Source organism: Legionella santicrucis, from assembly GCF_001468135.1.
Classification (GTDB): Bacteria; Pseudomonadota; Gammaproteobacteria; order Legionellales; family Legionellaceae; genus Legionella; species Legionella santicrucis.
In genome coordinates, this window is sequence record NZ_LNYU01000088.1 from 1 (window position 1) to 24,177 (window position 24,177).

A 24,177-nucleotide genomic window follows, 5' to 3' on the forward strand; every position below is an offset into this window, starting at 1 on the left:
GCCTTTGATGTTTGCTCGCAGATTTTGATGGATCATTTCTCCGGGAAAAAATCTTTGGTTTTTGCTAATCACCAGTGACCTATTACCAATCTACTTTAAATGGCACTAAGTTAAGACTCTAGTCTACTTAACGGTGATAATAAGGGCTGTACTCATGAATCGCCTCGATCATCGCCGCAACATGTTCTGGTTGCACATCAGGAGTAATACCATGCCCAAGATTAAATACATGTCCGCTTCCATGTCCAAAAGAGGCTAACACTTTTTTGACTTGCTCATGAATGCATTGCTTTGAAGTTAGTAATACTGAGGGATCTAAATTTCCTTGTAGCGCTACTTTAGTGCCCACTCGTCGTCGTGCTTCGCTCAAATCACAAGTCCAATCGACACCTAAAGCATCACAACCAGTAATAAGCATTTTTTCCAACCACTGTCCGCCACCTTTAGTAAACAAAATTACCGGAACGTCAGGAGAATGACTTTTTATTTGTTGCACGATATGCTGCATGTAACACAAAGAGAAATTTTGATAATTTTCTGGAGTTAAAATTCCTCCCCAGGTATCAAAAAGCATCACAGCATTAACACCCGCTTTAATTTGCTCACAAAGATAATCTGCTACTGATAGCGCTAATTTATGTAATAGCTGGTGTGCTGCTTCGCTGTTGGTATAGATTAAATGCAAAATACGTTTAAAATCCCTACTGCTTCTGCCTTCAACCATATAACACGCTAAAGTCCAAGGACTGCCTGCAAAACCAATCAAAGGCAACTCTTTTGGCATTTCGTTACGAATTAAACGTACTGCGTTCATCACATACGCTAAAGAATCTAAATCAGGAACTTGAAGATTGGTAATCGCGTGTGTCTCCCGAATAGGACGTTCAAAACAAGGCCCTTCTCCTTCAGCAAAATACAAACCCAATCCCATAGCATCAGGAATAGTCAATATATCAGAAAACAAGATAGCGGCGTCTAAAGAATAACGGCGTAAAGGTTGCAGGGTCACTTCACAAGCAAGCTCCGGATTTTTGCATAAGCTCAAAAAATCACCCGCCTGCGCCCTTGTTTGTCGATACTCAGGCAGATAACGACCTGCTTGACGCATTATCCATACGGGAGTTCTCTCCACAGGTTGTCGTCTTAAAGCACGTAGAAATAAAGATTGATTTAAATCGTACATTATTTGCCTCAGCATCTTAAAAATAACGTAATAGTAACATAATTATTGAGATCTACCTCAAATTTATGGAGTGGATACAGAGACAATTGATGTTCTTATCTGAATTGACTATGAACGGTATTAAGAACACAATGTTCAACCTCGTATCTATCATGGAGATTTATTATGGGATTAGTTCAAAATTCATCACTGTCTATTGGAGAAGGTTACCCTCAAAATACAGGAAGATTAAAAAAAGTGATTAGCAATTCTGAAGGGGCAACTCAGAAAGTTGCTTTAATGGGAGATTCAACTGTAGATAATAGTTACTGGGTTAATAAAAACCTACCCTATGCCGAGAAACCACATACTGTAACTCATCAAACTGCTGTAGCACTTGCAAACGATGCCCAGTCAGGCTCTTATTATATTGGAAATTTTGCTGTGGATGGGGCCACCACTACAGATGTAATGCGATACTGTCGATTAGATAAGGTTCTCCCAACGGATACAGATCATACTGATTCTAGAGTACATCAACTTGAAGCTGTTACAGAATGGAAACCTGATATTGCTGTATTAAGCGTTGCTGGCAATAATTATCGTGAAGCTCTGGCTAATACGTTAAGAAATCAAATAAGTTATCCCAAGCTTCTTTTAAGAATAACTCCAGAATCAGCTAAGCCAATCATTAGTTCAGCTTTTCAACAAGTAAAAGAAAAAATACTGCTTGATTACAAAAAAATTATCGACCAATTAGTGGAACAAAATCCCCAACTCAGTCGTATCGTATTATTATCTCAATATTATCCTTCAATTACCGAATTTACTCCTTATTTTATTTATACTGGTTTTTCTCATCTCGCACGCTCAGAAGGAAAAGATCAAGGACCCTTCCCCGTGGTTGAAGAAACCATGAATGAGCTTTATCGAGAAATTTTAGCCTACGCAATAACTAAAAAGAAAGAAATTGTCTTTGTTGATGTAGCCTCGTCTTTAAATCCTTTAGGTGGAAAACATTCACATCAAATTGAACCTAATGAGCAAGGCTCTGTAATTATGGGACGCTTAATTGCCAACGCAGTTCATTTTAATTTTCCGAAACAAGAGGCTGAAGAAGATAAGAAAAGCATCGCTAGACTTTATATGAGTGCAGACGAAAAGCATATCCAGTCGCAAATTATCCAAGAACATGAAATTAGTCAATTTACTGTTAAAAGAATAAGCCAATTTATCAGCGAAAATCGATACCGTCATCTAGGTTTGTTGTTTTCACCATCATCGAATTTAGGGTTGCGTTATGAAAGTGCTTATCATGCCATTATGGGGAAGCAATTTGATACCGAATACAGAGGGTTATTCTCTTTTGGATTACTTGATTTGAGTTTCGTAACAGTCATGGCTTCTTACTTATGGCGTGTTGCGGTGAATGAAAACGTCCATAGCTCATTTCGAGTAATGGCTGGCACTATTGCCGCACCTGTTTTATTAGGCAAAATGGTTCTTGGCTTATCATTAATGCTCGCGCTTGCTTTACCTATCCTTGGATATGATAAAGCAGTGAATCTTTTTACCAATCCCAGTGCATCCAAAAATGAAAATGAACTCCTTTCTGAAACAGATGAATTAGTTCCAGCACTCCACTAAACAATGTGAGTACGATACAAAAGGCATGAAAATGCCTTTTGTTATTGATATCCTTGATCATCTGTCCCTAGAGTAAATCAAAGCTACTCTATACAGAGAGATATTAATTTAGATAAAATATAAAAAATTAAAAATTACTTTATGACAAAATGGATACCTTAAATATAAAAGCCCTCAATGTCAGTACAAAAATAGGCGTGTATGACTGGGAACAACGTATTAATCAGTCCTTATTAATTGATATCAGTATTGATACAGATTTCAGTGCTTGTGGAGAAGATTTAGCTAAGACCATAGATTATGCGGCACTTTGTGAACTAGTCACCCTTTACGTAGAATCAAAATCATTTCAATTAATTGAAGCAGTTGCTAATGAAGTAGCTAATCTAATTCAAGAACAACTTAAAATAACGCACCTTACAATAGGAGTAAGTAAACCTCATGCGATAAAAAATGCAGAAAATGTTCAAGTGATTGTACGTCGTTAATGAAACTAACGAAAGTATAATAAAGCTCATTACTCACTGATTCTGAAATCAGGAAAAGGCATTCATATACTTATGTCAGCGAAGAGATGATATCCGTTTACAGTGTATGCGCGCGTTAATTTAAGGCATTGGCCCCATCTTTGTTTCATACAACTTCTCCTTTGTTTTCAGGAGTAGAAAGGTTACAACAGTTAGTACCAGGTTTTGAGCAAATGCTCCATCCAAAATTCATGGTAGGAGTCAATCAATTTGAAAGGTAAATCCAAAAGCAGGGCATTTGAAATTTATCATGATTGCAGTAATAACTCATTGACTTAAGAGCCCCCAATCGACGTCCCGCGGCTTGTCCGCGGGACGTCGGAATAAGAATAGACTCCTAAAGTCAATGGCAGTGGACCTATTACTGATTGCAAGCCTAAAGATGCAATCATGTATCCAATTGGGCTTGCTTAATGATCATTAAACCAATTATCCACCAGTAGTAATCATTCCATTCAGACGTTCATTCCTGGCTAAATTGACCTGTGCTTGTTGCGCAAGTACACGATTAGTATAAGGGCCCACTACCACTCGAAACCAATTACCTTTAGTGGGATGACTCACTGGGATGATATATACACTAAACCCTTTGAGAATCAATGTACCTTTCATGTGCTCTGCATCTTGCCGAGCTTTGAATGAAGCTACTTGCACTAAATAATTCCCTCTTCCAGCAGAAACAGGGGTAGTTTTGATGGCAATGGCTCTTGCAGGAGCCACGGGTTGCTGCGTTTGTTGAGATGGGTTCAGCTTTACTTGTGGGGGGGGAACTGCAGTAGATGCTGCTGTAACTGCATTTGTAACAGGAACCGTAGTTGGCGATGCTGCAGTAACCACATTAGTTGCTGAATTTACATTAGCAACGGACGCAGATTGAACAGTTGTATTTGTACTTACAGCGGCAGTAGATTGGGCTGCGGTTGTTGCATTATTAGCTTGTGATGCCGGTGTTTTTTCATTAGCAAGTAACGTATAAAACTCAAACTTGGGTTTAGGCGGAACCACTGCCTGTTGTGGTGTTTCAGGTTTAGCTAATTCTTTTTTTGCATCATGATGAGCCAATACTTGAGTATTTACCCAATGCATTATGGTATCAAAATCAAAAAAAGAAGCGGCCAAATAGCCTAATAAAAAAATAACCGTAATCAATAAAAAATGGTGCGATGAACCACCGCGCGATCTTGAGGAACGTTTATTATTATATTCTCTTGCCATCACATACTCTCAGGAGCGGATACGCCCAATAAACCTAACCCATTGTATATTACCTGACGCACTGCCTCGAGCAAACAAAGACGAGCACATCGTAATTGTTCTTGCTCACACAGAAGTGGAACCGCATTATAATAGCTATGCAATCCATTAGCTACTTCACGCAAATAGTAAGCTACTTGATGAGGCTCACAATGCACAGCAGCTAACTCCACAACTTCAGGGTAACGACTTATTAACGAAATCAAATGAGTTTCATGCTCTTGCTCTAATAAGTCAAGATGCTTAAGTCCCACTGCTTTATCCCAAAATAACCCCCTTTCCTTCAATTGCCTTAATACAGAACATATTCTTGCATGTGCATATTGAATGTAATAAACCGGATTATCATTAGATTCTGATTTAGCTAAATCTAAATCAAAATCCATATGTTGTTCTGATTTACGTGCTACATAAAAAAAGCGAGCAGCATCATTACCTACTTCTTGACGTAACTCCCTTAAAGTTACAAAAGATCCACTTCGCGTAGACATTTGTACTCGCTCAACACCACGATACAAAATAGCAAATTGAACTAAGAGTACATCAAGCGCATTCTCGTCATGTCCTAAAGCTTTAACAACTGCACGTAAACGCGTGATATAACCATGATGATCGGCACCAAAAATATCAATAACACGATCATAACCTCTATCATATTTATTCCAATGATAAGCTACATCTGAAGCAAAATAAGTAGTATGGCCATTAGCACGAACCAAAACACGGTCTTTTTCATCACCAAAATCAGTAGCTCTAAACCAAAGTGCCCCTTCCTTTTCGAAAGTATGGCCACTGTTCTTTAGCGCTTGAATACCTTTGTGAATTGAGCCGTCCTCAAATAATGATTGCTCCGAAAACCAGCTATCGTATTTCACCCCAAATTCAGCAAGATCATGTTGGATATCCTCTAAAACCGTATTTAGAGCATGCTGATGAAATAATGAAAAAACAGACATACTCAAAAGCGTTTTCATGCGCTCTACTAAAGCATCAATATAAATTTCTTTATCGCCACCATGCGGTTCATCAAGAGGCAAACCCTCGATGACTGTAGCCCAAGGATGAACATATTCTCTATGATGCTTTAGCCACAGTTCTTGTGCAATTTCAGAAACATATCCACCTTTATAAGCATTAGCTGGAATCACTACTGGTTCACCAGAAAGCTCCAGATAGCGTAACCACACACTAGCAGCAAGGATGTTCATTTGCCGCCCAGCATCATTGACATAATATTCTAAAGTAACCTCATAGCCTGCTGCTTTGAGTACATTTCCTAATGTAGCGCCAAATGCAGCTCCTCTGCCATGCCCTACATGTAAAGGTCCTGTAGGATTGGCAGAAACAAATTCAACTAATACTTTTTGATTTTTCCCTATAGTACTGCGGCCGAAACAATTACCTTTTTCCAATACTTCAGCGATAACTTGTGAACGAGAGTCACTGTGTATAAAAAAATTAATAAATCCTGCCCCAGCAATTTCTATTTTTTCCACAACAGGATCAGCAGGAATCGCTTTTACTAAAAGCTCTGCTATTTTACGTGGAGATTGGCGGCAAGGTTTTGCTAAAATTAAAGCCAAATTACTGGCATAATCTCCGTGAGCTGAGTCTTTTGCACGATCAATCTTAATTTCGATATCCAAATTGTCCGGTATTTCCCCCGATTTTTGTAATGAAATTAAAGCGTGTTTTAAAAGCTGCTCTACCGTATGTTTCATGGTACCTAATTTTCCATCAAAAAAATGATACTATTATGCGCTTTTTTGTACTCTATGAAAAGGTTTTAATATACTTCATATTAAGTGCGAGTTAAATCTAAAGAACTTCAAATTGTTAGCTCATAAACTATGCGGTACACTTAAAATATAACTTTTAACATTCGTAATCCTGTGTTATCTAATTCTTGTGAATCATTAACGGGTATAGGTCCTACACTTGCAGAGAAATTGGCTAAATGCGGCATCCATTCCGTACGTGATCTGCTTTTTCACTTACCTTATCGCTACCAGGATAGAACTCGAATTACTCCTATTCAAGATTTACAACCCAATACTTGGTGTGTCATTGCTGGAGAAGTATGTAAAACTGAAATTAAACCAGGCAAACGAGCTATGTTGCATTGCTATGTTCGAGACAAAACGGGCGTCATAAAGCTTCAGTTTTTTCATTTTAACAAAAATCAAATTAAAAATTTAAATAACAGCGTGATGATTCATGCTTTTGGCGAGGTGCGTGAATTTAACAATACGTGGACTATGACTCATCCTGAATATCAATTACTAGAGGATGAACAGGAATGCCATGTTCATGAAACATTAACCCCTATTTATCCAAGTACTCAAGGCTTAAGCCAAACTCGGTTAAGACAATTAGTGCTTGTCGCCTTAAAAAGCTGCGAACATGAGTTACAACAATTAGAATGGATGAGTGAAGAAGCATTAAAAACAAATAATTTTTATCCTCTCGGAGAAGCGATTAAATTACTGCACAGCCCGCCTCCTGATATCTCGCTACAGGCTCTGGAGACCGGACAGCATCCGGCATTGAAACGATTAGTTTTTGATGAGTTACTGGCGCAACGATTAAGCATGCAATTTGCCAGAGAATCACGTAGTACCTTACATGCAACTCCATTACCTAGAGATCATCGCTTAAACAACAAATTTCTAAGTTCTCTCCCTTTTACTCTCACTCAAGCACAACAAAGAGTAGCCGAAGAAATCAGTCTGGATTTAATACAAACAAAACCAATGCTGCGTTTAGTACAAGGCGATGTTGGCGCAGGAAAAACAATTATCGCGGCGCTTGCAGCATTGCAAGCCATAGCCAATGGCCAGCAAGTTGCCTTTATGGCACCTACTGATTTATTAAGTGAACAACATGCCAGCAATCTGATTCGCTGGCTTGAACCTTTGGGTATTAAAATATTAAGATTGAGTGGAAAAATGAAAACGAGCGAAAGGCGTCAAGCATTTACTGCTCTTGCAGACAACAGCTGCCAACTTATTATCGGTACTCATGCTCTATTTCAAGAAGCAGTCCGTTTTTCTTGCCTGGGCTTAGTCATTATTGATGAACAACATCGATTTGGTGTCGAACAACGATTACTTTTGCAGCAAAAAGGCCAGCAAGCACAATTAGTTCCCCATCAACTGCTGATGACAGCTACTCCTATTCCAAGAACACTTTCCATGAGCTATTTAGCGCATCTGGATATTTCCATTGTTGATGAATTACCTCCTGGACGTATACCCATTACAACTGCCGTATTAAACCAAAATAAGCGGGAAGCAGTGATTGAACGATTACTCGTTGCACTATCTAATGGCCGACAAATCTACTGGGTATGCACCCTTATTGAAGAATCCGAAAAATTACAATGTATGGCTGCTACAGAAACAGCTCGTACCTTACAAGAACAACTCCCTTCTGCTCGAATAGGCCTGATCCATGGACGAATGAAACCATTAGAAAAAGAGGCAACTATGGCTGCATTTAAAAATGGTGAAATCAATTTGCTGGTAGCCACCACTGTGATTGAAGTTGGAGTTGATGTCCCGAATGCAAGCTTAATGATCATAGAAAATGCTGAGCGTTTAGGTTTATCGCAACTCCATCAATTACGTGGTCGTGTAGGAAGAGGAAACACTCTATCTCATTGTCTTTTACTTTATCAATCTCCTTTATCGCAACATAGTGCTGAACGTTTAAAAATTATGCGCGCAACTAATGATGGGTTTATTATTGCGGAGAAAGATTTGGAATTAAGAGGAGCAGGTGAAATTTTAGGAACAAAACAAACGGGTTATCGTCAATTTAAAATCGCAAACATTCAACGGGATCATTTTTTGCTGCCTCTTTTACCTTCCCTAGCTCAAAAGCTAATACAGAATAGTCCAGAAATCGCTCGTGACATTACACAACGTTGGTTAGGTAATTTTGAACAATTTCTGCAAGGATAAAATATTTTTTAAAATACTTAAGTCAAGACTGTTTTTTATTTTTTTCTTTGTTAATATACCTAGGTTTATTTTTTCAACTCCTCCGCGTCCTCTGTGGATAACTTTTTTCATCAAACAGTCTTAGCAAAAATTAAATCGACCTTTTATTCAAAAATCTCTTATTTTATAAGGGTTATAAATCATTTATCTTATATTTTCAAAAATCATTTATCCACAAAATCTGTGGATAATCCTGTGTACAGAACGTTTAACATCTTGTGGAATCTGCTTCCCCTGTGTCTGTTTTAGAACTTATCAACGTGTTTCTAAAAAATTAATCTCTTTCGAAACTTACAGTCAAGAGATACAAAAAAACTTCTAACCATGTTTAAATATCGATAAAAATGACTGCATTTAGGAAAAATAGAGCCAAAGTGTGCTTTTTTATTTCACTTTGAGTTAGGGTGAACTATATTGACATAGGATCCGGTTCTAAATAAAACAGTTTAATATAAAAAATTAACCTATTTTTACATCCAACTCACATTAGTTAAAGTTAAAAATGATTCAACATGACAGATACCAGCAAGCAAAAAAAGTAACCCTTTTAGGAGCTGTTGCAAATGCCCTTCTTGGCATTGTTAAACTTATTGGTGGATATTTCTTCCACTCCCATGCATTAGTGGCGGATGGAATACATTCCTTTTCTGATCTCATAACCGATGCAATGGTTTTATTTGCCTCTAAATACGGGAGTCTTGATGCAGACGCCAGCCATCCTTATGGACATCAGCGCATTGAAACAGCGGCAACTTTATTATTAGCCCTTTTACTTATTTTGGCAGGTGTTGGCATCGCCTGGGATTCATTATATGACCTGCTCAAATCGAACTATATCAGACCGAGTTGGTTATCACTTCCAGTGATATGTATTTCAATTATGAGTAATGAACTTTTATTTCATTACACTTTATACATTGGCAAACGTATCAACTCTAAGTTAATTACTGCCAATGCCTGGCATCATCGTTCCGATGCTGCATCATCTCTTGTTGTTTTGGTAGGGTTAATTGGCAGTATCTGGGGGGTTAGTTCTCTAGATGCCATAGCAGCCATAATTGTTGGTTTTATGATTATTAAAATGGGTTGTGATTACGCTTGGAATAGCGTTAAAGAATTAGTGGATACAGCCGTCAGCTCAGAATTACTAGTACAAATTGAGCAAGTAATCCAAAATGTGGATGGAGTTGAAAAGATACATCAATTACGCAGCCGCTCTATGGGTGAAAATGTACTGATTGACGTCCACATTTTAGTATCACCTAAAATATCAGTCTCTGAAGGACATTATATTGCTCAGCATGTACATCATGCATTAATGGAGCAAATTGAAAGTGTTAAAGATGTAATTGTGCATGTTGATCCAGAAGATGATGAACGTTTTTGTCCTTCGTTACATCTGCCTAGCAGAAAAGTATTACAACAGCTACTTCATGAAATTCACCTTGATTTTCCCCAAATACTATTTTGGAATTTACACTATCTGGATGGAAAGCTCGAGATAGATATGGTTTGTGAAAAACACTTTACGCAATGGCAAAAATTACATGCACGAGCCCTATTAGCATTGAAATTACATCCGGATATTGTAGAGGTACGTTTATTTAGCTTGCATGAGATCATGCATCGCAATTAAACTATCGTGTTTGGCTTGATGTAGCCTGAATGCTGTAAAGATTAGTGAACACTGCTTTTACTTTGTGTTCAGGTTGTATTTCTTTTCTTAGATAGAGCAATAGGATAAGTCATGGTATCAGCTACCAGTTTAAAAATATTTTTTGCCCTCTCCATTTTTATAGTTATTTTAATGGCAGGCTGGTATCCCTTTAGAAAACGTATTAAAGATGATAAGCATATTGATTTTCCTATAGGGGAAACATTAGCTACAGGGGTATTCTTAGGAGCCGGATTATTACATATGCTTCCTGACGCAAACGCTTTATTCATTAAAATGGGTTATAACTATCCTTTTGCTTTTATCATCACCGGCACTGTATTTCTCATTTTTCTATGGTTTGAACACCTAGGCAAAGAACTTTATCATCATAATAGTGCGACACATCCAGCATTCGCTATTTTAGCGTGGGGAATGCTCTCTGTTCACTCGATTATGCTTGGAGCTGCATTAGGGATAGCGCACCATAATTCAATGATTATTATGATTTTTCTGGCCATAATTACTCATAAATGGGCAGAAAGCTTCGCCATCGCAGTACAATTAAATAAAAGTTCAATGAATATGAATACGAGTCTCGTCTTTTTTCTTTTATTCAGCTTTATGACCCCTCTGGGTATTTATTTAGGTTGGTATTTTGGTCAAGGGGTAGAAACCAACTCTATATTTGATCCGATTTTAATTGCTGCCTCTGCAGGTACATTTCTTTACTTGGGGACTCTACATGGTTTAGAGCGATGTGTGATGGTGGAGCGTTGTTGCAACCTTAAAGATTTTAGTTTTGTGATTATAGGCTTTTCACTGATGGCTTTGGTGGCTATTTATGTCTAAGTTTTTACGACAAGAATCGATTACTCTCGCTTCCGCTTCATCAATTCGCTTACAACTGCTGCAATCGCTTGGCATTGAATTCTCAGTAATACCCTCCCATTGTGATGAAGAAGCGATTAAAGCGACCTTTGATGCGGAAAATAGTCTTAATTTAGGTTACACTTTGGCAGCAAGCAAGGCTTTAGATGTGAGTCAATTTCATCCAGAGAGTTTTGTTATTGCGGCAGATCAACTGTGTGTATTTGAAAAATTAATTCTTAATAAACCCCTAAATCACCAAACAGCAATTGAACATTTACGTTTATTAAGTGGAAAAACTCATCAACAAATCGCTTGTCTATGCATTGCCAAAAACAATGAAATACTTTGGCAACATCATGAAATAGCCTATTTAACCATGCACCATTTAAGTGAACAAACAATTGAAGCTTATCTGCAAAGTGAAAAACCTTATCATAGCTGCGGTGCTTATCACTATGAAACTCAAGGTAAATGGTTGTTTAAAGAGGTTCAAGGAAATGAGGATACCATCTTAGGATTACCTTTGCGCCCTCTTGTCGAAATTTTAATGCAGCTTGGAGCAGTACGTTTTACCTAACAATACTAAAAACTTTAATCACAAATAGGATACAACATGCAAATAACCAAAATTCAAGCACGTGAAATTTTAGATTCTCGTGGTAATCCTACTGTTGAGGCAGATGTTATTTTAAAAAATGGTACTCTAGGTAGAGCAAGCGTTCCTTCTGGTGCGTCAACCGGAAGCCGCGAAGCGTGTGAACTTCGAGATAATGATCCGAAACGTTATCATGGCAAAGGAGTGCAGCAGGCCGTAGCTCATGTAAATCATGAAATCAATCAGGAACTATCTCTTTGTTCTGTTGAAGATCAAGAAGCATTAGATAATCAATTATGCCAATTAGATGGCACAGAAAATAAATCACGTATAGGTGCCAACGCCATTCTTGCTGTATCACTTGCTGCTGCAAGAGCTCGAGCAAACACACACAACTTGCCCTTGTATGTGGCCCTAAATCAAGGCGAAAAAATGTGCATGCCAGTCCCTATGATGAATATTTTAAATGGAGGAGCGCATGCCGATAACAATGTGGATATTCAGGAATTTATGATCATGCCTGTTGGGGCTCCTGACTTCCCTACTGCATTACAAATGGGTGCGGAAATTTTTCATGGCTTAAAAGCCGTTTTAAAAAAACAAGGTTTAAATACTGCTGTAGGCGATGAAGGTGGTTTTGCCCCTAATATTCGCTCCAATCGTCAAGCACTCGATCTGCTTTGTGAAGCAATTGATAAAGCTGGCTTTAAGTTAAGAGATGAGATAGTACTTGCTCTAGATGTCGCTGCTTCAGAACTCTATGAACAAGGAATGTATCATATGGCTTCCGAAGATCAAAAATTCACTTCAATCCAACTTATTGATTACTATGCAAATCTGGTTGCCAACTACCCTATAGTGAGTATTGAGGATGGTTTGGATGAAAAAGATTGGGGTGGATGGAAGCATTTAACCGAGCAACTAGGCGATAAAATTCAATTAGTCGGTGATGATGTATTTGTAACTAACCCTAAAATTCTACAAGAGGGCATCACCCAAAAAGTAGCCAATGCGATTCTTATTAAAGTCAATCAGATAGGAACTCTAAGCGAAACACGACAAACGATCCAATTGGCACATCAAAATGGATATCGTTGTGTCATGTCACACCGATCAGGAGAAACAGAAGACACCTTTATTGCCGATTTGGCAGTGGCCACAGGTTGTGGTCAAATTAAGACAGGATCACTGTGTCGTACTGACCGTATTGCGAAATACAATCAACTTTTACGTATTAATGAAGTTGCAGCATTACCCTATGCAGGAAAAGCCATATTGAAAAAATAGGAATCGTTCGCATTAAGTAATACGCGAAATCAACAAAAAATCGCTATCACCATGGGTGATAGCGATAAAGTTTTTATCTATTAACCACATGCGATAACTCACTAGGCTCATAATTTTTAAATAGTCGCTCCCAATATTTTTCTTTTGCTTTCATTTCTAACTCTTCTTTTTAGTCCAATTTATGTATTTTTTATCACTGTGGTAAGTATATTCGCTCGCACTAGAACTCCTTTTCAATGAAATTAAGTTATTTGAAAGCCTTAGTGTTAGATTGAAAATTTCTGCGGAAAAAGGCAGACCAGCACTATGCACCAAATGATCTATAATATAACTACATGATTAATAAAGTGACGTAAAGGCTGTTATTATGTCAAACGAAAAAATTGAGCATGAAGTCGGTGATATCATGTTTTTTAGTCCATATCTTTTCGTAACAGAATATGAAAAAAATAAAAAAACTCTTGAAACATCTGATTGGGGACAGAAAAGAATAAAGCAGATGCATAAAACAAATCTGAGAAGTCAAGAAGGATCAGATTGGGTCAGTCATGTAGGAGTTATTTGTAGCGATGAAGAAAATGGGTTACATATTGCACATGCAACCGAAGTTAACGTTGAACATCAAAATGAGACACATAAAGGTTATGTTAAAGAACTGCTTAGTAGAGAGTTGTCTCGTTATAAAAATGAAAATGAAGATCGTTCCTTTATTTTTTTTAAACCAAATGGAGAAGAGATATTAAATAAAATTGAAGCCTATTTTGGTAAGGAGTTCGTTCTCCGACATGGCTTGACTGCCGCAATCGTTGCACAAGAGCTCGGTGAGGAGATTGGTAAATCTGCCGATTCTAATTATCACAAGGAGTTAGAGGAAATCTCATGGAATTATTCTGCAGGCTTGAAGGCGATTTTTAATCCAGGGAAATTAAAAGAAGATAGGATAATAAATCTTGGTAAACAAAAAGTACAAGACACAAGTACTATTTGTTCTGAATTTGGTACCAGAGCCTTAAAAATTGGCTCCCTGAATTATTTCAAGCGGCTTTACGAGGAAGCACAAAAAGATATTGAGTTAGGAAAAAAAGTAAGCCTGAATATTAAGTTAGATATTCCTTTTGAAAAAATAAAAATAAGAGCAAATCAAATACCTGGGTATCCGCATACAAAATCGAACAATACTCCCAAAGGTGTTATGCACTCGTTGATTCATAACAGTGATTACAAGAAACATTATTATTTAGGCAAGTTTCCAAGCATGAGTCAACAAAAAGACTATCATGAAAACAAATATCATATTTTTGCAACTACTCTAGGTTACAATGCTCCTGAGGTTTTTACATTTAAACAAAAGAAAATAGATGTAGACAAAATACATGCTTATATTCTTGGAAAAAATTTATATGTATACGTTACAGGTAATAGTACACTCTACGATAAAAATGTGGGAACTAGAGAAAGCGATTTTGATCATCCTGTATTCAAAACGAAACAGGGAAAAGAATTACAAAGTATTATTATGGCTCTAGTCCAGCCAGAGTCTGATAAACGCATGCTGTTAGAGAAAGTCCCAGAAAGGCTGTTTCAAATTCGATTAAAGGTTGTTTTGGGTGATCTTGAAGCATTAAAATTCAGAGTAAATGACAAGCCAATGAATGATTATATTGAAGAAAAAATGAAACAAATCAAAATGGCTGGGAAAAATCTTGCAAGTAAGGAGCAAATTTTAATGGAGATGCAGAATACTGTTAATGCACTAAAATCTAACTTGCCTGTACCAGAGATTAAAGAAATGATCAAATCATACTTCCTCAAAAATAATGTAGAAATAGACACCAATATTGAATCAGTCATCTCAGAGCTATCCCTTCATGAAAGAATACACCTACTCCGTTCCCTAAAAATTAAATCTCAACTTGAAACAGAACAAAAAAATGAGCAAATTGATACAACTAGTGAAAAGTATAAGGAGTTTATGGAGCATATGGAAAAATATTCGTGATGATAATCAAGTAAACAATCAGGAAACTATAGATTTTAATATTCAAAATAAATAGATTTCAGTTTTGAATCAAGAGGAGATATAAATGTCTTTTAACAAATTGTGTAAAATATTGGGACTTGATTCATTAATCACGGATGAAGAGAAACTTAATGTATTGGAAAAATGGTATCTTGAAAATGTTTCCACGGATCAATACATTCTGGGAGATGCAAAAGCAAAGTATCATCATTATTGTAAGTTGACCGAAACATATCTTCATCATTTTCTTCCAAATTTTTCTAAAAACTTAACTGATCGAATTCAAGCATTTGGTAAAAAAAATGCTATTCAGGAGGCAGCTTTTCAGGGCCTGGACAAGTTTCTGACCCTCCAGAAGCCTGAGATTGGCCTCTTAAATCAATCCAATAATCAACTCCAGACACCTTTGCATTATGCCGTTATTAATGGATATTATCACACGGTAGAAACATTACTTTTGCAGGGTGCAAGTCCAGAGATCCCTAACAACCAAAATCAATTGCCTATTTTCAGTGTACTGTTGTTACCAGTTATCTATAATGACAACAAGAAAGAAAATAAGGAAAAAATATTTAGACTGTTACGAGATAAAGCGCCAAAGACTTTAAACCATCAAAATGCTAGTGGAGATACAGTATTACATATGATGGCAGTATATAATTTTCCATCCCTGATGCAAGAAGTACTGAAAACAAATAATGAATTGACCTATATAAAAAATAACCGATCACGCTATCCAATACACACAGCCATTTTACACAAGAGGATGGAGTGTTTGGATATTCTTCTCAAACAAAAAGGAGCCAGTCTACTTCAAGATAGCCAAAACCGTGTAGCTTTACATTATGCTGTACTTTATGCCAGCAGAGGGATACTCGCTCTTTGTATTGAATCAGCAAAGAATCTGGATCCTCGGGACGCCTTTGGTAAAACTCCTTTAATATTGGCTGGAGAAGCTGGAAATTTTGATGCGGTCAAAACTCTTGTGGAAGCGGGCGCTGACATTACTGTAAAAGATAATAAAAAATGCACTGTGCTCCACTATGCTGTTAAATCTGGAAACCTAAATCTTGTAGAATGGCTTTTAAACCAAGATATCAAGATCAATGAGATTGATGATGACCTATGTACTCCGTTAGATATTGCTAATACGCTTAGTGAGAAAAAGATATCTGAACTTCTGAGCAATCACGGAGCTATCTCAAAGAACAATAACGAAAATAATATTCATTCTTATAAGTAAAGTATCCCCCCAAGTACCTGCATAATGAATTTGTAACTCCCACGCCATCTCGAGCATCTATCTCCACGAAATTTAAAAATAAGGAATCTTGTTACTATTTAGAACCGTTCAACCTGTATTTTCATTTTTTATTGATATGAATTAAATGATTGATTTTTGGAATAAATCTCATATTACGCTTCACTAATACGGATTTATAACGATGAGTAGATCCTCTTTGGACCTACTCAATGGTGTTGTAAATGAACAAAAATCTATTCGCTCATTTTGGAGAGATGCTCTTTCCATCAAAATAGAACGAATATCTATCTTTAATTTCATGAGCAAGATTTTGGTGTTTTTCAACTCTAGAGGTTGACATCAAATCAATTACACTATTAATGGCCTCATTTCCTGTAACGGTAAATTGAAAATGTCCATTGGTACCTCTTGGAACAGGTATTGATTGCATCATTAGCCCTGGATTACGAGTTGCTAGATCCATCCACAGTGCATAAGTAAACTTATCACCACCCTCTAAATTAGAATCTAAAATAACCATCATGTTTGAATCAGGTATAATTGACACAACTACGGAATCAGGCCGTATAATCGCTTTATCAAAAAAACTTTTCATTAATACTCCTCATTTATAAAAATAGTTACTTAAGCTTTTCTATTGCTATGCGTTACACGCTACTACTGCATTCATACCAGCAACATCACTATGTTCCTCTTTTCTTGAACAGAACAATAGATTTGGATTACATCGTCCTGATTGCCACAACTGTAGTTTTATTAAATTTTTGTTGGATGAATGGCTAATATCTGGATTCCCAAAAACTATTTCGTGTGTTTCTGTATCAAAAAATCGCTGATTTATATCATCAGCATTCATTATTGCATTTTGCCTTCTTAAAGTTGGTGGCGGCGTTGGTAAGTCTTCTAAATCACTATCTAAATCATTGCCATTCATAATAAACTCATTTAAAGAAATGCGCGCAAATTGTAAACTACAATTGTTAAGAAAATATTATGCAAATCTGATAACATCTACAGCGAATTGCCTCAAATTACCTGTTGCCGAAGGAGGGAAACCGGCATGGAAGAGGATTATATCTAAACTAGGCATTGTCTCTGAGGTTTCACCCCAATAAAAGATGACAGAATAAGGCCAATCTCTTGAGCTCGAAATTACATCTAAAACTTACCCGATAAAAAGCAAAAAAGATAAGATATGTTCAAAGTCAGCAGTATGGCTCTTAGCAATATTTGTGCAGAGTGTTACCATGCGCAAGCTAAAGTATATAAAGGAGAATCTATCATGTTACCTATCAACTTATTTATACAATACAATTATAATTGTATTGTAATTGTATTATAATTTTTTATTAGAATAGCTTTTTCCTGTCTTCCTGCGGTAGGTTAGGCATTAAGAGAAAATAGTTAGCAGTTACCAAAGGATAATAAGTGCATGGACGTCTCGCAAAATTATAAGAAAGATGCCAAAGCCATTTTGGAAGCAGCACCTGATTTATATCTTATTTTATCTCCTCAATTTTATATTGTAGGTGCTAGCGATTCTTATCTTGAAGCGACTATGGTTAATCGTGAAGAAATAATAGGCCGCTATCTTTTTGATGTATTTCCAGATAATCCAAACGATATCACAGCTACTGGAGTTAAAAATTTGCAGTACTCTTTAAATCGGGTTTTAAAAGAAAAAAACTGCGATGCCATGGCTGTGCAAAAATACGATATTCGTCGCCCAGAGTTTGCGGGAGGGGATTTTGAGGTACGTTACTGGAGTCTTCTCAATTGTCCTGTTTTTGATAGTGATAACCATATTAAATACATCATTCATCGTGTCAAAGACGTTACTGAATTCATTCAGCAGTCCCATGCTTCCCAGTTAAATATCATCCAGTCTTTACAAAGTAGTGAAGGAAAAATGGGTACAGAAATAATGCAAAGAGCTCGAGATATTCAAGCCCTTAACAAAAAATTACAAGAGAACGAGCAATTCAATACCACCTTTCTTGCAGCAATTCCCGATGCAATGATATTAGCAAATGAGCAAGGCATTATTGAATATGTTAATAATCAAACTGAAACTATGTTCGGTTACACCAAAGATGAACTCTTAGGCCAAGTTATTGAACTTTTAATACCTGAAAAAGCCTCCCAAGTTCATCCTAGTCACCGCAACAATTATTTTAAATCACCTCGCACTCGTCCTATGGGAATAGGCAAGGAACTGCAAGCACAGCGCAAAAATGGGGAAATATTTCCAGTAGAAATTAGCTTAAGTCCCATACAAAACACCAATGGCTTGAACGCGATTGCGATAATCCGAGACGTAACTCGTCAAACAGAACAAAATAAATTACTTCAACAAAAAGAGCAGTCCTTAAGAGAGCTCTATGAAACTGTTGAGCAAGAAAGGTCCTATCTTGAAACCCTCAATCAAAAAATGGTTCTCATTACTCAACTGAGTGAGACATTAATGGCATGTAGAAATATTGAAGAAATCATTGAGTCTTTTACTTCATTTGCACCTAAAATTCTCGACTTCTCTCAAGGTGTTTTGTATCTCATGCATAATTCACGCAACTATTTGGAGAGAAAAATTACATGGGGAAATAAAGAATATTATTTAGCATCCTTTGCTCCTCATGATTGTTGGGCCCTGCGACGAGGGTGTATCCATCAATATGATGCTAGTCGACCTGGTGTAATGTGTCAACATCTTAAAGAAAGGCCTTTATTTCAAGAGAGTTTTTTGTGTATTCCTTTGATGGCAGAATATGAAATATTTGGATTGTTATTTATTGATAGCACAAAAGAAACTTTACCTCTCGAAAAAATACATTCTTTAATTTCCGTAGTAACCGAAACTGTTGCTTTGGCTATTGCCAATATCCGCTTGAAAGAATTACTCCATTCACAAGCGATTCGAGACCCATTGACGGGATTACTCAACCGTCGTTTTCTTGATGAATATGCAATCAAACAAATTGGTCAAGCCAAACGTAATAAAACCACTATATTCTTCATTATGATCGATGTCGACAACTTTAAACATATTAACGATCAGTTTGGTCATGAAAGTGGAGATTATGTGTTATCTTTGTTGGGCAAGCTTCTGAATTCTTTAGTCAGAGAAGGGGATTTAGTTTGTCGTTATGGTGGAGAAGAGTTCTTATTAGTTTTACCTAATTGTGAATTAGATAATGCGAAAATGGCCGCTGAAAATGTTCGTTGTGAAATCAGTAAAATGCCTATAATCCTCAGGGACAATGACTTTAATATTACTGTTTCTCTTGGCCTTGCCAAATTCCCACAAAATGGACGTTCAATAAAGAAATTAATAGATGCTGCTGATCAAGCGCTTTATAGCGCCAAAAAACAAGGAAAAAATCGTACTATAATTTTTTCTGAATTTAACTCCTCGAAAAGGAGCCGTTAATCATACAGGCTCATACTCACGCTAATTACTATTCAATTATGGATAGTTCATATCCTGGGCTTATAGCAAGCCTGTATGACTGAAATGCAGACTTGCCAAAAGTTCAGGAAAAATGACCGATTCTATTGGACTGATGCCACATTACTTGATGAATTTATATGGTCATATATGTCGCAAAAAATTGTCGTTCAGTATAAGCTCCTACTTTTTTGCAGAGTAAGAGTGGGTTTTCCCGCATATCCAGCTCAAAAAATAGAGGAATGAATAATGTATGATCTTATCAAACAACCAGCTTATAAAATTGTTGAACTGATAAAAACAAAAGTAGTTTCATCAGAAGAAGTGACAAGAGCTTTTCTTGATCGTATTCAAGAAGTTAATTCTTCTCTAAATGCTGTCATACAAATTGATGAAGAACAATCCCTGCAAAATGCAAGAAAAGCTGATGCAGCTATTGCTAGAGAAGAAGTATTGGGCCCTTTACATGGATTACCAATTACGATTAAGGATACTATTGACATTTTTGGTTATAAAAACACCTACGGTTCTCATTTATATAATGATTATATACCAGAACGAGAAGGAACTTGCGTTACTCGGCTTCGTGCAGCTGGTGCGGTTATTTTAGGCGTGACTAATAGCCCTGAGCTTCTTACTGCCTATGAATCAGATAATTTAATCTACGGAAAAACAAATAATCCATATGATCTAAACCGAACATCAGGCGGCAGTTCTGGTGGTGAGGCTGCGATTATCTCTGCTAATGGATCACCTCTTGGTCTTGGTACTGATGGTGGGGGTAGTATTCGTGTACCAGCTCATTTTTGTGGGATATCAGGGCTTAAACCAACCCAGGGATTAATACCATTAACTGGGATCGCTTTGCCGGGCGCTGGAGCTGGATGCCTTCAAGCTTTTGGTACTTGCGGCCCAATGGCACGATTTGTTGATGATCTAACTTTAGCATTATCAGTTTTAAGTGGGCCTGATGAGTTTGATCCGACCTCTCCGCCAATAACAATTGGCAACCCGTTTAAGGTCGATGTTAACACATTAAAAATTGCTTATTTTATTGATAATGGAATTGTTACTCCAAGTAAAGATATTATTGATGCCACATTAAATGCAGTTCGTGTATTAGCCGATTTGGGGGCTAAGATAGAAGAAGCAAGACCAGAAAATATTGAAAATACTTTTGAGCTTCATTGGGAACCCTTTTTTACCCTGTGCGATGCTGGAGAGACGGTTAACAGTTTTTTAAGAGGTTTATCTATTAATAATATTTCACCGCTAAGAATGCAATTTAATCAAGATGCCAAAAAATACCATTTATCAACCGCTCAATTAAACCAGCGTTTTGCTGAAATTGCTAAGTTTAAGTGGGATACTTATCGATTCTTAAACCAATATGATTTAATCATTTGCCCGCCCTGCGCAACTACAGCTAAACTTCATGGACAATGTTTAAATGAGATCAAAGACTTTACATATACCATGTCATTTAATAATAGTGGCTCCCCTGCTGCTGTTATCCCTTTTGCAACGTCACAAAATGGTCTTCCTATCGGTGTTCAAATCATTTCTAATTTGTGGAAAGATCACATGGTGCTCGCAGTAGCTAAGGTATTAGAAGATTACTATCATTCAAAAATGAATGTAAAAAATAGTTCTAGTTGTCAAATCGTCTGAAGAAATGCTCCGATTATTTCGGAGCGCAATCGCTTCATTTTGCATTTACCCGTTTTTTTATTTAACCCAAAAGTCTATTCAATAACATCGATATATGAAGCACAAAACCGATATTCTTCCTCATCCAGATTTCAATTTAGCAATTCTAACCCATCAAAAATTTATCATTACATTTTTCCTAGAAACATCCTCCTCTACAATTTCATTAGCTTGGAATTGCTCTTTAGATTTAATTGGCCTTAATTAAATCTTAGCAACGTGAAGTGAACAGTAACTTATATGCAAGAGAGAGTTGGAATATGATCCTCCTATATGGAATAGCTTCCAAAGTACCATTTTAAATGTTTTTCAAAATCAAGTTTGATTTTTCATTACTTCTCACAACCCTTACTCTTAATAACAGCCCATAAATTATTGTAAAATAATTCCAATCTCATCCAATTTATTCAACAATAAATATTATTATCAGTAAGTTAAGGAAAATTATGATTGTTATCTTCGTCCATGGTTGGAGTGTTACACATACCAATACTTATGGAGAGCTTCCTCAATGGCTTGAAAGTCAGAGCAAAGACGGGAAGCTAAATATTCAAGTTGGTAATATCTATCTCGGCCGCTATATCAGCTTTGACGATACAGTAACAGTCGACGATATAGCGCGCGCATTTGATCATGCTGTACGCGATGAAATTGCTGATAAACTGCGAGATGGGAAGCGTTTTGCCTGTATTACCCACTCTACCGGTGGTCCCGTTGTTCGGAAATGGATGGATTTATACTTTAAGAATAATCTTGCTAAATGTCCATTGAGTCATCTTATCATGCTGGCCCCTGCCAATCATGGTTCTGCGCTTGCCCAACTTGGTAAATCCCGACTAGGCCGTATAAAAAGTTTTTTTGAAGGTATTGAACCAGGACAGCATGTACTTGATTGGCTTGAGCTCGGAAGCAATATGAGTTGGCAGCTTAATGAAAGCTGGCTTGATTACGATTGCACTGCTCATAGCATCTATTCGTTTGTACTTACAGGCCAAAAAATTGATCGCCAACTTTATGATGCTGTTAACTCTTACACGGGAGAAGCTGGCTCTGATGGAGTTGTGCGTGTAACTGCCGCAAATATGAATTACAGTCTGTTAAAGTTACATCAGGAAGGGAATAATGGTGAAAATCTTGTTGTCTCCAAAATGACACGGACAAAACAAATGGCATTTGGGGTTTTGCCTGGATGTTCGCATTCCGGTAAAAAAATGGGGATCATCCGCAGTATTACTATGGCCAATGCCACCACTCATCCTACGGCTATATGGGTCTTACGATGCCTCCAAGTAAAAAATAATGATTCCTATAATAAATTGGCAAAAGATCTAGATAAGATTACCAAAGAAACCCAGAAAAATGAGCATAAAGAACTTGTGAAGATGCTTATGTATAAACGTGAGTTTATCACCAATCGCTACTCTATGATTATATTCCGACTTATTGATGACCGCGGCAATCATCTTTACGATTATGATCTTTATCTAACTGCTGGCCCCAAATATAGCGAGTATGCGCTTCCCGCAGGTTTCTTCGCAGACCGCCAGCGAAACCAGCATGATCGGGGAAAACTGACTTATTTTCTTGACTACGATATCATGGAAGCCGGAATAAATACCCCAAAAATGCAGGGTAATCTAGGATTCCGTATCAAGGCATATCCTGAGTCAAGTGACCAAGCACTTGCCTATTACAAGCTACTTGATTTTCACTCCTCGCTCGCCGACATTAACAAGATTCTTCATCCGAATGAAACGGTAATGGTTGAAATCATGCTTCAGCGACGGGTAGATAGAACGGTCTCCCGTATTACCAACAACCTGATTCCGGCAAAAATCAGTGTAAAACCGACTGGCAAAAAGGTAGATTAACATCATTTTTAAATCCTTTATTCCTTATTCTAGTTTTTATTAATTTTACAGCAGGTGAAAAATGCTTCTATTTCATTTATTAGTCAATAAACGTTTTAGGGTCTGTTGACATTTCACCTGCCGCCTAGGTGCCGCGGCTTGTCCGCGGCATCCAGTAAATGGTCAAATTTAAATTTGCACTAACTAATTCATTGATTAATGAGAGCAAACTCATAATATAACGGCTCTGATACCAAGTATAAAATGAGTTTGTAATGCTTAGACTTATGCTCAATGATGAGCTTTGGTCAAAGCTAAAGGAGATCATGCTAAAGCATAGCATTTATGACAAGCCCAATCTTCGCACACTAGTTGAGACGATGTTATATCGTATGCAGATTGGTTGTCCTTGGCGCGACCTACCAGCAGAATTTGGATGCTGGAACTCAATCTATCAAAGATTTAATAGATGGTCCTCAAAAGGCAAATTGATGGCTAGATTCAAAGCACTCCTCCAAGAACTAGATCTTGAGTGGGCGTTTATTGATGGAAGCATAATAAAAGCTCATCAACACAGTGCTGGAGCAGCGTCTGAAGAAAATCAAGCTATAGGAAAATCCAGAGGTGGTAATACAACAAAAATTCATATGGCTGTTGATGCTTTCGGTTTACCCATTGATTTTGAAATAACGGGTGGTGAAGTACATGACAGTAAAGTTGCATCAGAATTTATCGAAAAATTGCCCACCGCAGGTCATATTATTGCTGACAAAGGTTATGATAGTGAAGAAGTTAGGGACACGATTCATAAAAAATTATCTACTCCAGTTATCCCAAGAAAGAGTAATTCTAAAATTGGCAATGCAGGTATGGATTGGTGTCTTT

General features: G+C 37.1%; 18 protein-coding genes. 13 read left to right on the forward strand and 5 right to left on the reverse strand.

Annotated elements, in window-relative coordinates:
* Nucleotides 1-127: 127 nt before the first annotated feature.
* Nucleotides 128-1,183, reverse strand: coding sequence for a uroporphyrinogen decarboxylase (gene hemE / locus Lsan_RS17280; RefSeq protein WP_058515378.1), 1,056 nt, complete (start codon nucleotides 1,181-1,183; stop codon nucleotides 128-130).
* Nucleotides 1,184-1,348: 165 nt separating this feature from the next.
* Here hemE and Lsan_RS17285 point away from each other — a divergent pair, with 165 nt between their 5' ends.
* Both Lsan_RS17285 and folB read left to right on the forward strand, forming a co-directional pair.
* A complete protein-coding gene (locus tag Lsan_RS17285) occupies nucleotides 1,349-2,809 on the forward strand; it encodes an SGNH/GDSL hydrolase family protein (RefSeq protein WP_058515379.1) in 1,461 nt (486 codons plus the stop codon).
* Nucleotides 2,810-2,958: 149 nt separating this feature from the next.
* On the forward strand, nucleotides 2,959-3,297 hold the full coding sequence (gene folB / locus Lsan_RS17290; RefSeq protein ID WP_058515380.1) for a dihydroneopterin aldolase: 339 nt from the start codon (nucleotides 2,959-2,961) through the stop codon (nucleotides 3,295-3,297).
* Between the two features lie 468 nt (nucleotides 3,298-3,765).
* Here folB and Lsan_RS17295 read toward each other — a convergent pair whose 3' ends face one another.
* A complete protein-coding gene (locus Lsan_RS17295; protein WP_058515381.1) occupies nucleotides 3,766-4,551 on the reverse strand; it encodes an SPOR domain-containing protein in 786 nt (261 codons plus the stop codon).
* A complete protein-coding gene (gene argS, locus Lsan_RS17300) occupies nucleotides 4,551-6,311 on the reverse strand; it encodes an arginine--tRNA ligase (protein ID WP_058515382.1) in 1,761 nt (586 codons plus the stop codon). Before argS ends, Lsan_RS17295 begins: the two co-directional genes overlap by 1 nt.
* 171 nt (nucleotides 6,312-6,482) lie before the next feature.
* Between argS and recG the strand changes: the two genes are divergently transcribed.
* The 7 genes from recG (at nucleotide 6,483) to Lsan_RS17335 (ending at nucleotide 16,266) form a co-directional block, all read left to right on the forward strand.
* Nucleotides 6,483-8,555: an ATP-dependent DNA helicase RecG gene (gene recG / locus Lsan_RS17305; RefSeq protein WP_058515383.1), complete on the forward strand. Its 2,073-nt coding sequence runs from the start codon at nucleotides 6,483-6,485 to the stop codon at nucleotides 8,553-8,555.
* A 541-nt stretch (nucleotides 8,556-9,096) separates the two neighbouring features.
* A complete protein-coding gene (locus tag Lsan_RS17310; protein ID WP_058515384.1) occupies nucleotides 9,097-10,230 on the forward strand; it encodes a cation diffusion facilitator family transporter in 1,134 nt (377 codons plus the stop codon).
* A 111-nt stretch (nucleotides 10,231-10,341) separates the two neighbouring features.
* Nucleotides 10,342-11,100 carry a ZIP family metal transporter gene (locus Lsan_RS17315; RefSeq protein ID WP_058515385.1) on the forward strand — a complete coding sequence of 253 codons (759 nt, stop codon included), beginning with the start codon at nucleotides 10,342-10,344 and terminating at the stop codon, nucleotides 11,098-11,100.
* Complete coding sequence (locus tag Lsan_RS17320) at nucleotides 11,093-11,698, forward strand: Maf family protein (protein ID WP_058515386.1); 606 nt, start codon at nucleotides 11,093-11,095, stop codon at nucleotides 11,696-11,698. The genes Lsan_RS17315 and Lsan_RS17320 overlap by 8 nt, the downstream gene beginning before the upstream one ends.
* 36 nt (nucleotides 11,699-11,734) lie before the next feature.
* Complete coding sequence (gene eno / locus Lsan_RS17325) at nucleotides 11,735-13,003, forward strand: phosphopyruvate hydratase (RefSeq protein ID WP_058515387.1); 1,269 nt, start codon at nucleotides 11,735-11,737, stop codon at nucleotides 13,001-13,003.
* Between the two features lie 367 nt (nucleotides 13,004-13,370).
* Nucleotides 13,371-15,002: a hypothetical protein gene (locus Lsan_RS17330; protein ID WP_058515388.1), complete on the forward strand. Its 1,632-nt coding sequence runs from the start codon at nucleotides 13,371-13,373 to the stop codon at nucleotides 15,000-15,002.
* A gap of 85 nt (nucleotides 15,003-15,087) precedes the next feature.
* Nucleotides 15,088-16,266 (forward strand): ankyrin repeat domain-containing protein, encoded by a 1,179-nt coding sequence (locus Lsan_RS17335; protein WP_058515389.1) that lies wholly within the window; start codon nucleotides 15,088-15,090, stop codon nucleotides 16,264-16,266.
* 262 nt (nucleotides 16,267-16,528) lie between these two features.
* Here the strand turns inward: Lsan_RS17335 and Lsan_RS17340 are convergent, their stop codons facing one another.
* Entirely contained in the window at nucleotides 16,529-16,882 is a 354-nt protein-coding gene (locus tag Lsan_RS17340) for a hypothetical protein (protein WP_058515390.1), read from the reverse strand.
* A 45-nt stretch (nucleotides 16,883-16,927) separates the two neighbouring features.
* A complete protein-coding gene (locus Lsan_RS17345) occupies nucleotides 16,928-17,221 on the reverse strand; it encodes a hypothetical protein (protein ID WP_058515391.1) in 294 nt (97 codons plus the stop codon).
* 498 nt (nucleotides 17,222-17,719) lie between these two features.
* Here Lsan_RS17345 and Lsan_RS17350 point away from each other — a divergent pair, with 498 nt between their 5' ends.
* From Lsan_RS17350 to Lsan_RS22390, 4 genes are all read left to right on the forward strand, one after another.
* On the forward strand, nucleotides 17,720-19,714 hold the full coding sequence (locus Lsan_RS17350) for a sensor domain-containing diguanylate cyclase (protein ID WP_058515392.1): 1,995 nt from the start codon (nucleotides 17,720-17,722) through the stop codon (nucleotides 19,712-19,714).
* A gap of 267 nt (nucleotides 19,715-19,981) precedes the next feature.
* The gene (locus Lsan_RS17360; RefSeq protein WP_058515394.1) at nucleotides 19,982-21,403 is read left to right on the forward strand and encodes an amidase; all 1,422 of its coding nucleotides are present in this window, start codon (nucleotides 19,982-19,984) and stop codon (nucleotides 21,401-21,403) included.
* A gap of 485 nt (nucleotides 21,404-21,888) precedes the next feature.
* Entirely contained in the window at nucleotides 21,889-23,313 is a 1,425-nt protein-coding gene (plaB, locus tag Lsan_RS17365; RefSeq protein WP_058515395.1) for a phospholipase PlaB, read from the forward strand.
* Nucleotides 23,314-23,567: 254 nt separating this feature from the next.
* On the forward strand, nucleotides 23,568-24,177 hold a 610-nt coding region (locus Lsan_RS22390; RefSeq protein WP_162265622.1), incomplete at its 3' end, for an IS5 family transposase.

Excerpts from the sequence above, each read along its gene's own strand:
- hemE (WP_058515378.1), bottom strand. The coding sequence starts at position 1,183 with ATGTACGATTTAAATCAATCTTTATTTCTACGTGCTTTAAGACGACAA.
- Lsan_RS17285 (WP_058515379.1), top strand. The coding sequence starts at position 1,349 with ATGGGATTAGTTCAAAATTCATCACTGTCTATTGGAGAAGGTTACCCT.
- folB (WP_058515380.1), top strand. The coding sequence starts at position 2,959 with ATGGATACCTTAAATATAAAAGCCCTCAATGTCAGTACAAAAATAGGC.
- Lsan_RS17295 (WP_058515381.1), bottom strand. The coding sequence starts at position 4,551 with ATGGCAAGAGAATATAATAATAAACGTTCCTCAAGATCGCGCGGTGGT.
- argS (WP_058515382.1), bottom strand. The coding sequence starts at position 6,311 with ATGAAACATACGGTAGAGCAGCTTTTAAAACACGCTTTAATTTCATTA.
- Lsan_RS17310 (WP_058515384.1), top strand. The coding sequence starts at position 9,097 with ATGATTCAACATGACAGATACCAGCAAGCAAAAAAAGTAACCCTTTTA.
- Lsan_RS17315 (WP_058515385.1), top strand. The coding sequence starts at position 10,342 with ATGGTATCAGCTACCAGTTTAAAAATATTTTTTGCCCTCTCCATTTTT.
- Lsan_RS17320 (WP_058515386.1), top strand. The coding sequence starts at position 11,093 with ATGTCTAAGTTTTTACGACAAGAATCGATTACTCTCGCTTCCGCTTCA.
- eno (WP_058515387.1), top strand. The coding sequence starts at position 11,735 with ATGCAAATAACCAAAATTCAAGCACGTGAAATTTTAGATTCTCGTGGT.
- Lsan_RS17330 (WP_058515388.1), top strand. The coding sequence starts at position 13,371 with ATGTCAAACGAAAAAATTGAGCATGAAGTCGGTGATATCATGTTTTTT.
- Lsan_RS17335 (WP_058515389.1), top strand. The coding sequence starts at position 15,088 with ATGTCTTTTAACAAATTGTGTAAAATATTGGGACTTGATTCATTAATC.
- Lsan_RS17340 (WP_058515390.1), bottom strand. The coding sequence starts at position 16,882 with ATGAAAAGTTTTTTTGATAAAGCGATTATACGGCCTGATTCCGTAGTT.
- Lsan_RS17345 (WP_058515391.1), bottom strand. The coding sequence starts at position 17,221 with ATGAATGGCAATGATTTAGATAGTGATTTAGAAGACTTACCAACGCCG.
- Lsan_RS17350 (WP_058515392.1), top strand. The coding sequence starts at position 17,720 with ATGGACGTCTCGCAAAATTATAAGAAAGATGCCAAAGCCATTTTGGAA.
- Lsan_RS17360 (WP_058515394.1), top strand. The coding sequence starts at position 19,982 with ATGTATGATCTTATCAAACAACCAGCTTATAAAATTGTTGAACTGATA.
- plaB (WP_058515395.1), top strand. The coding sequence starts at position 21,889 with ATGATTGTTATCTTCGTCCATGGTTGGAGTGTTACACATACCAATACT.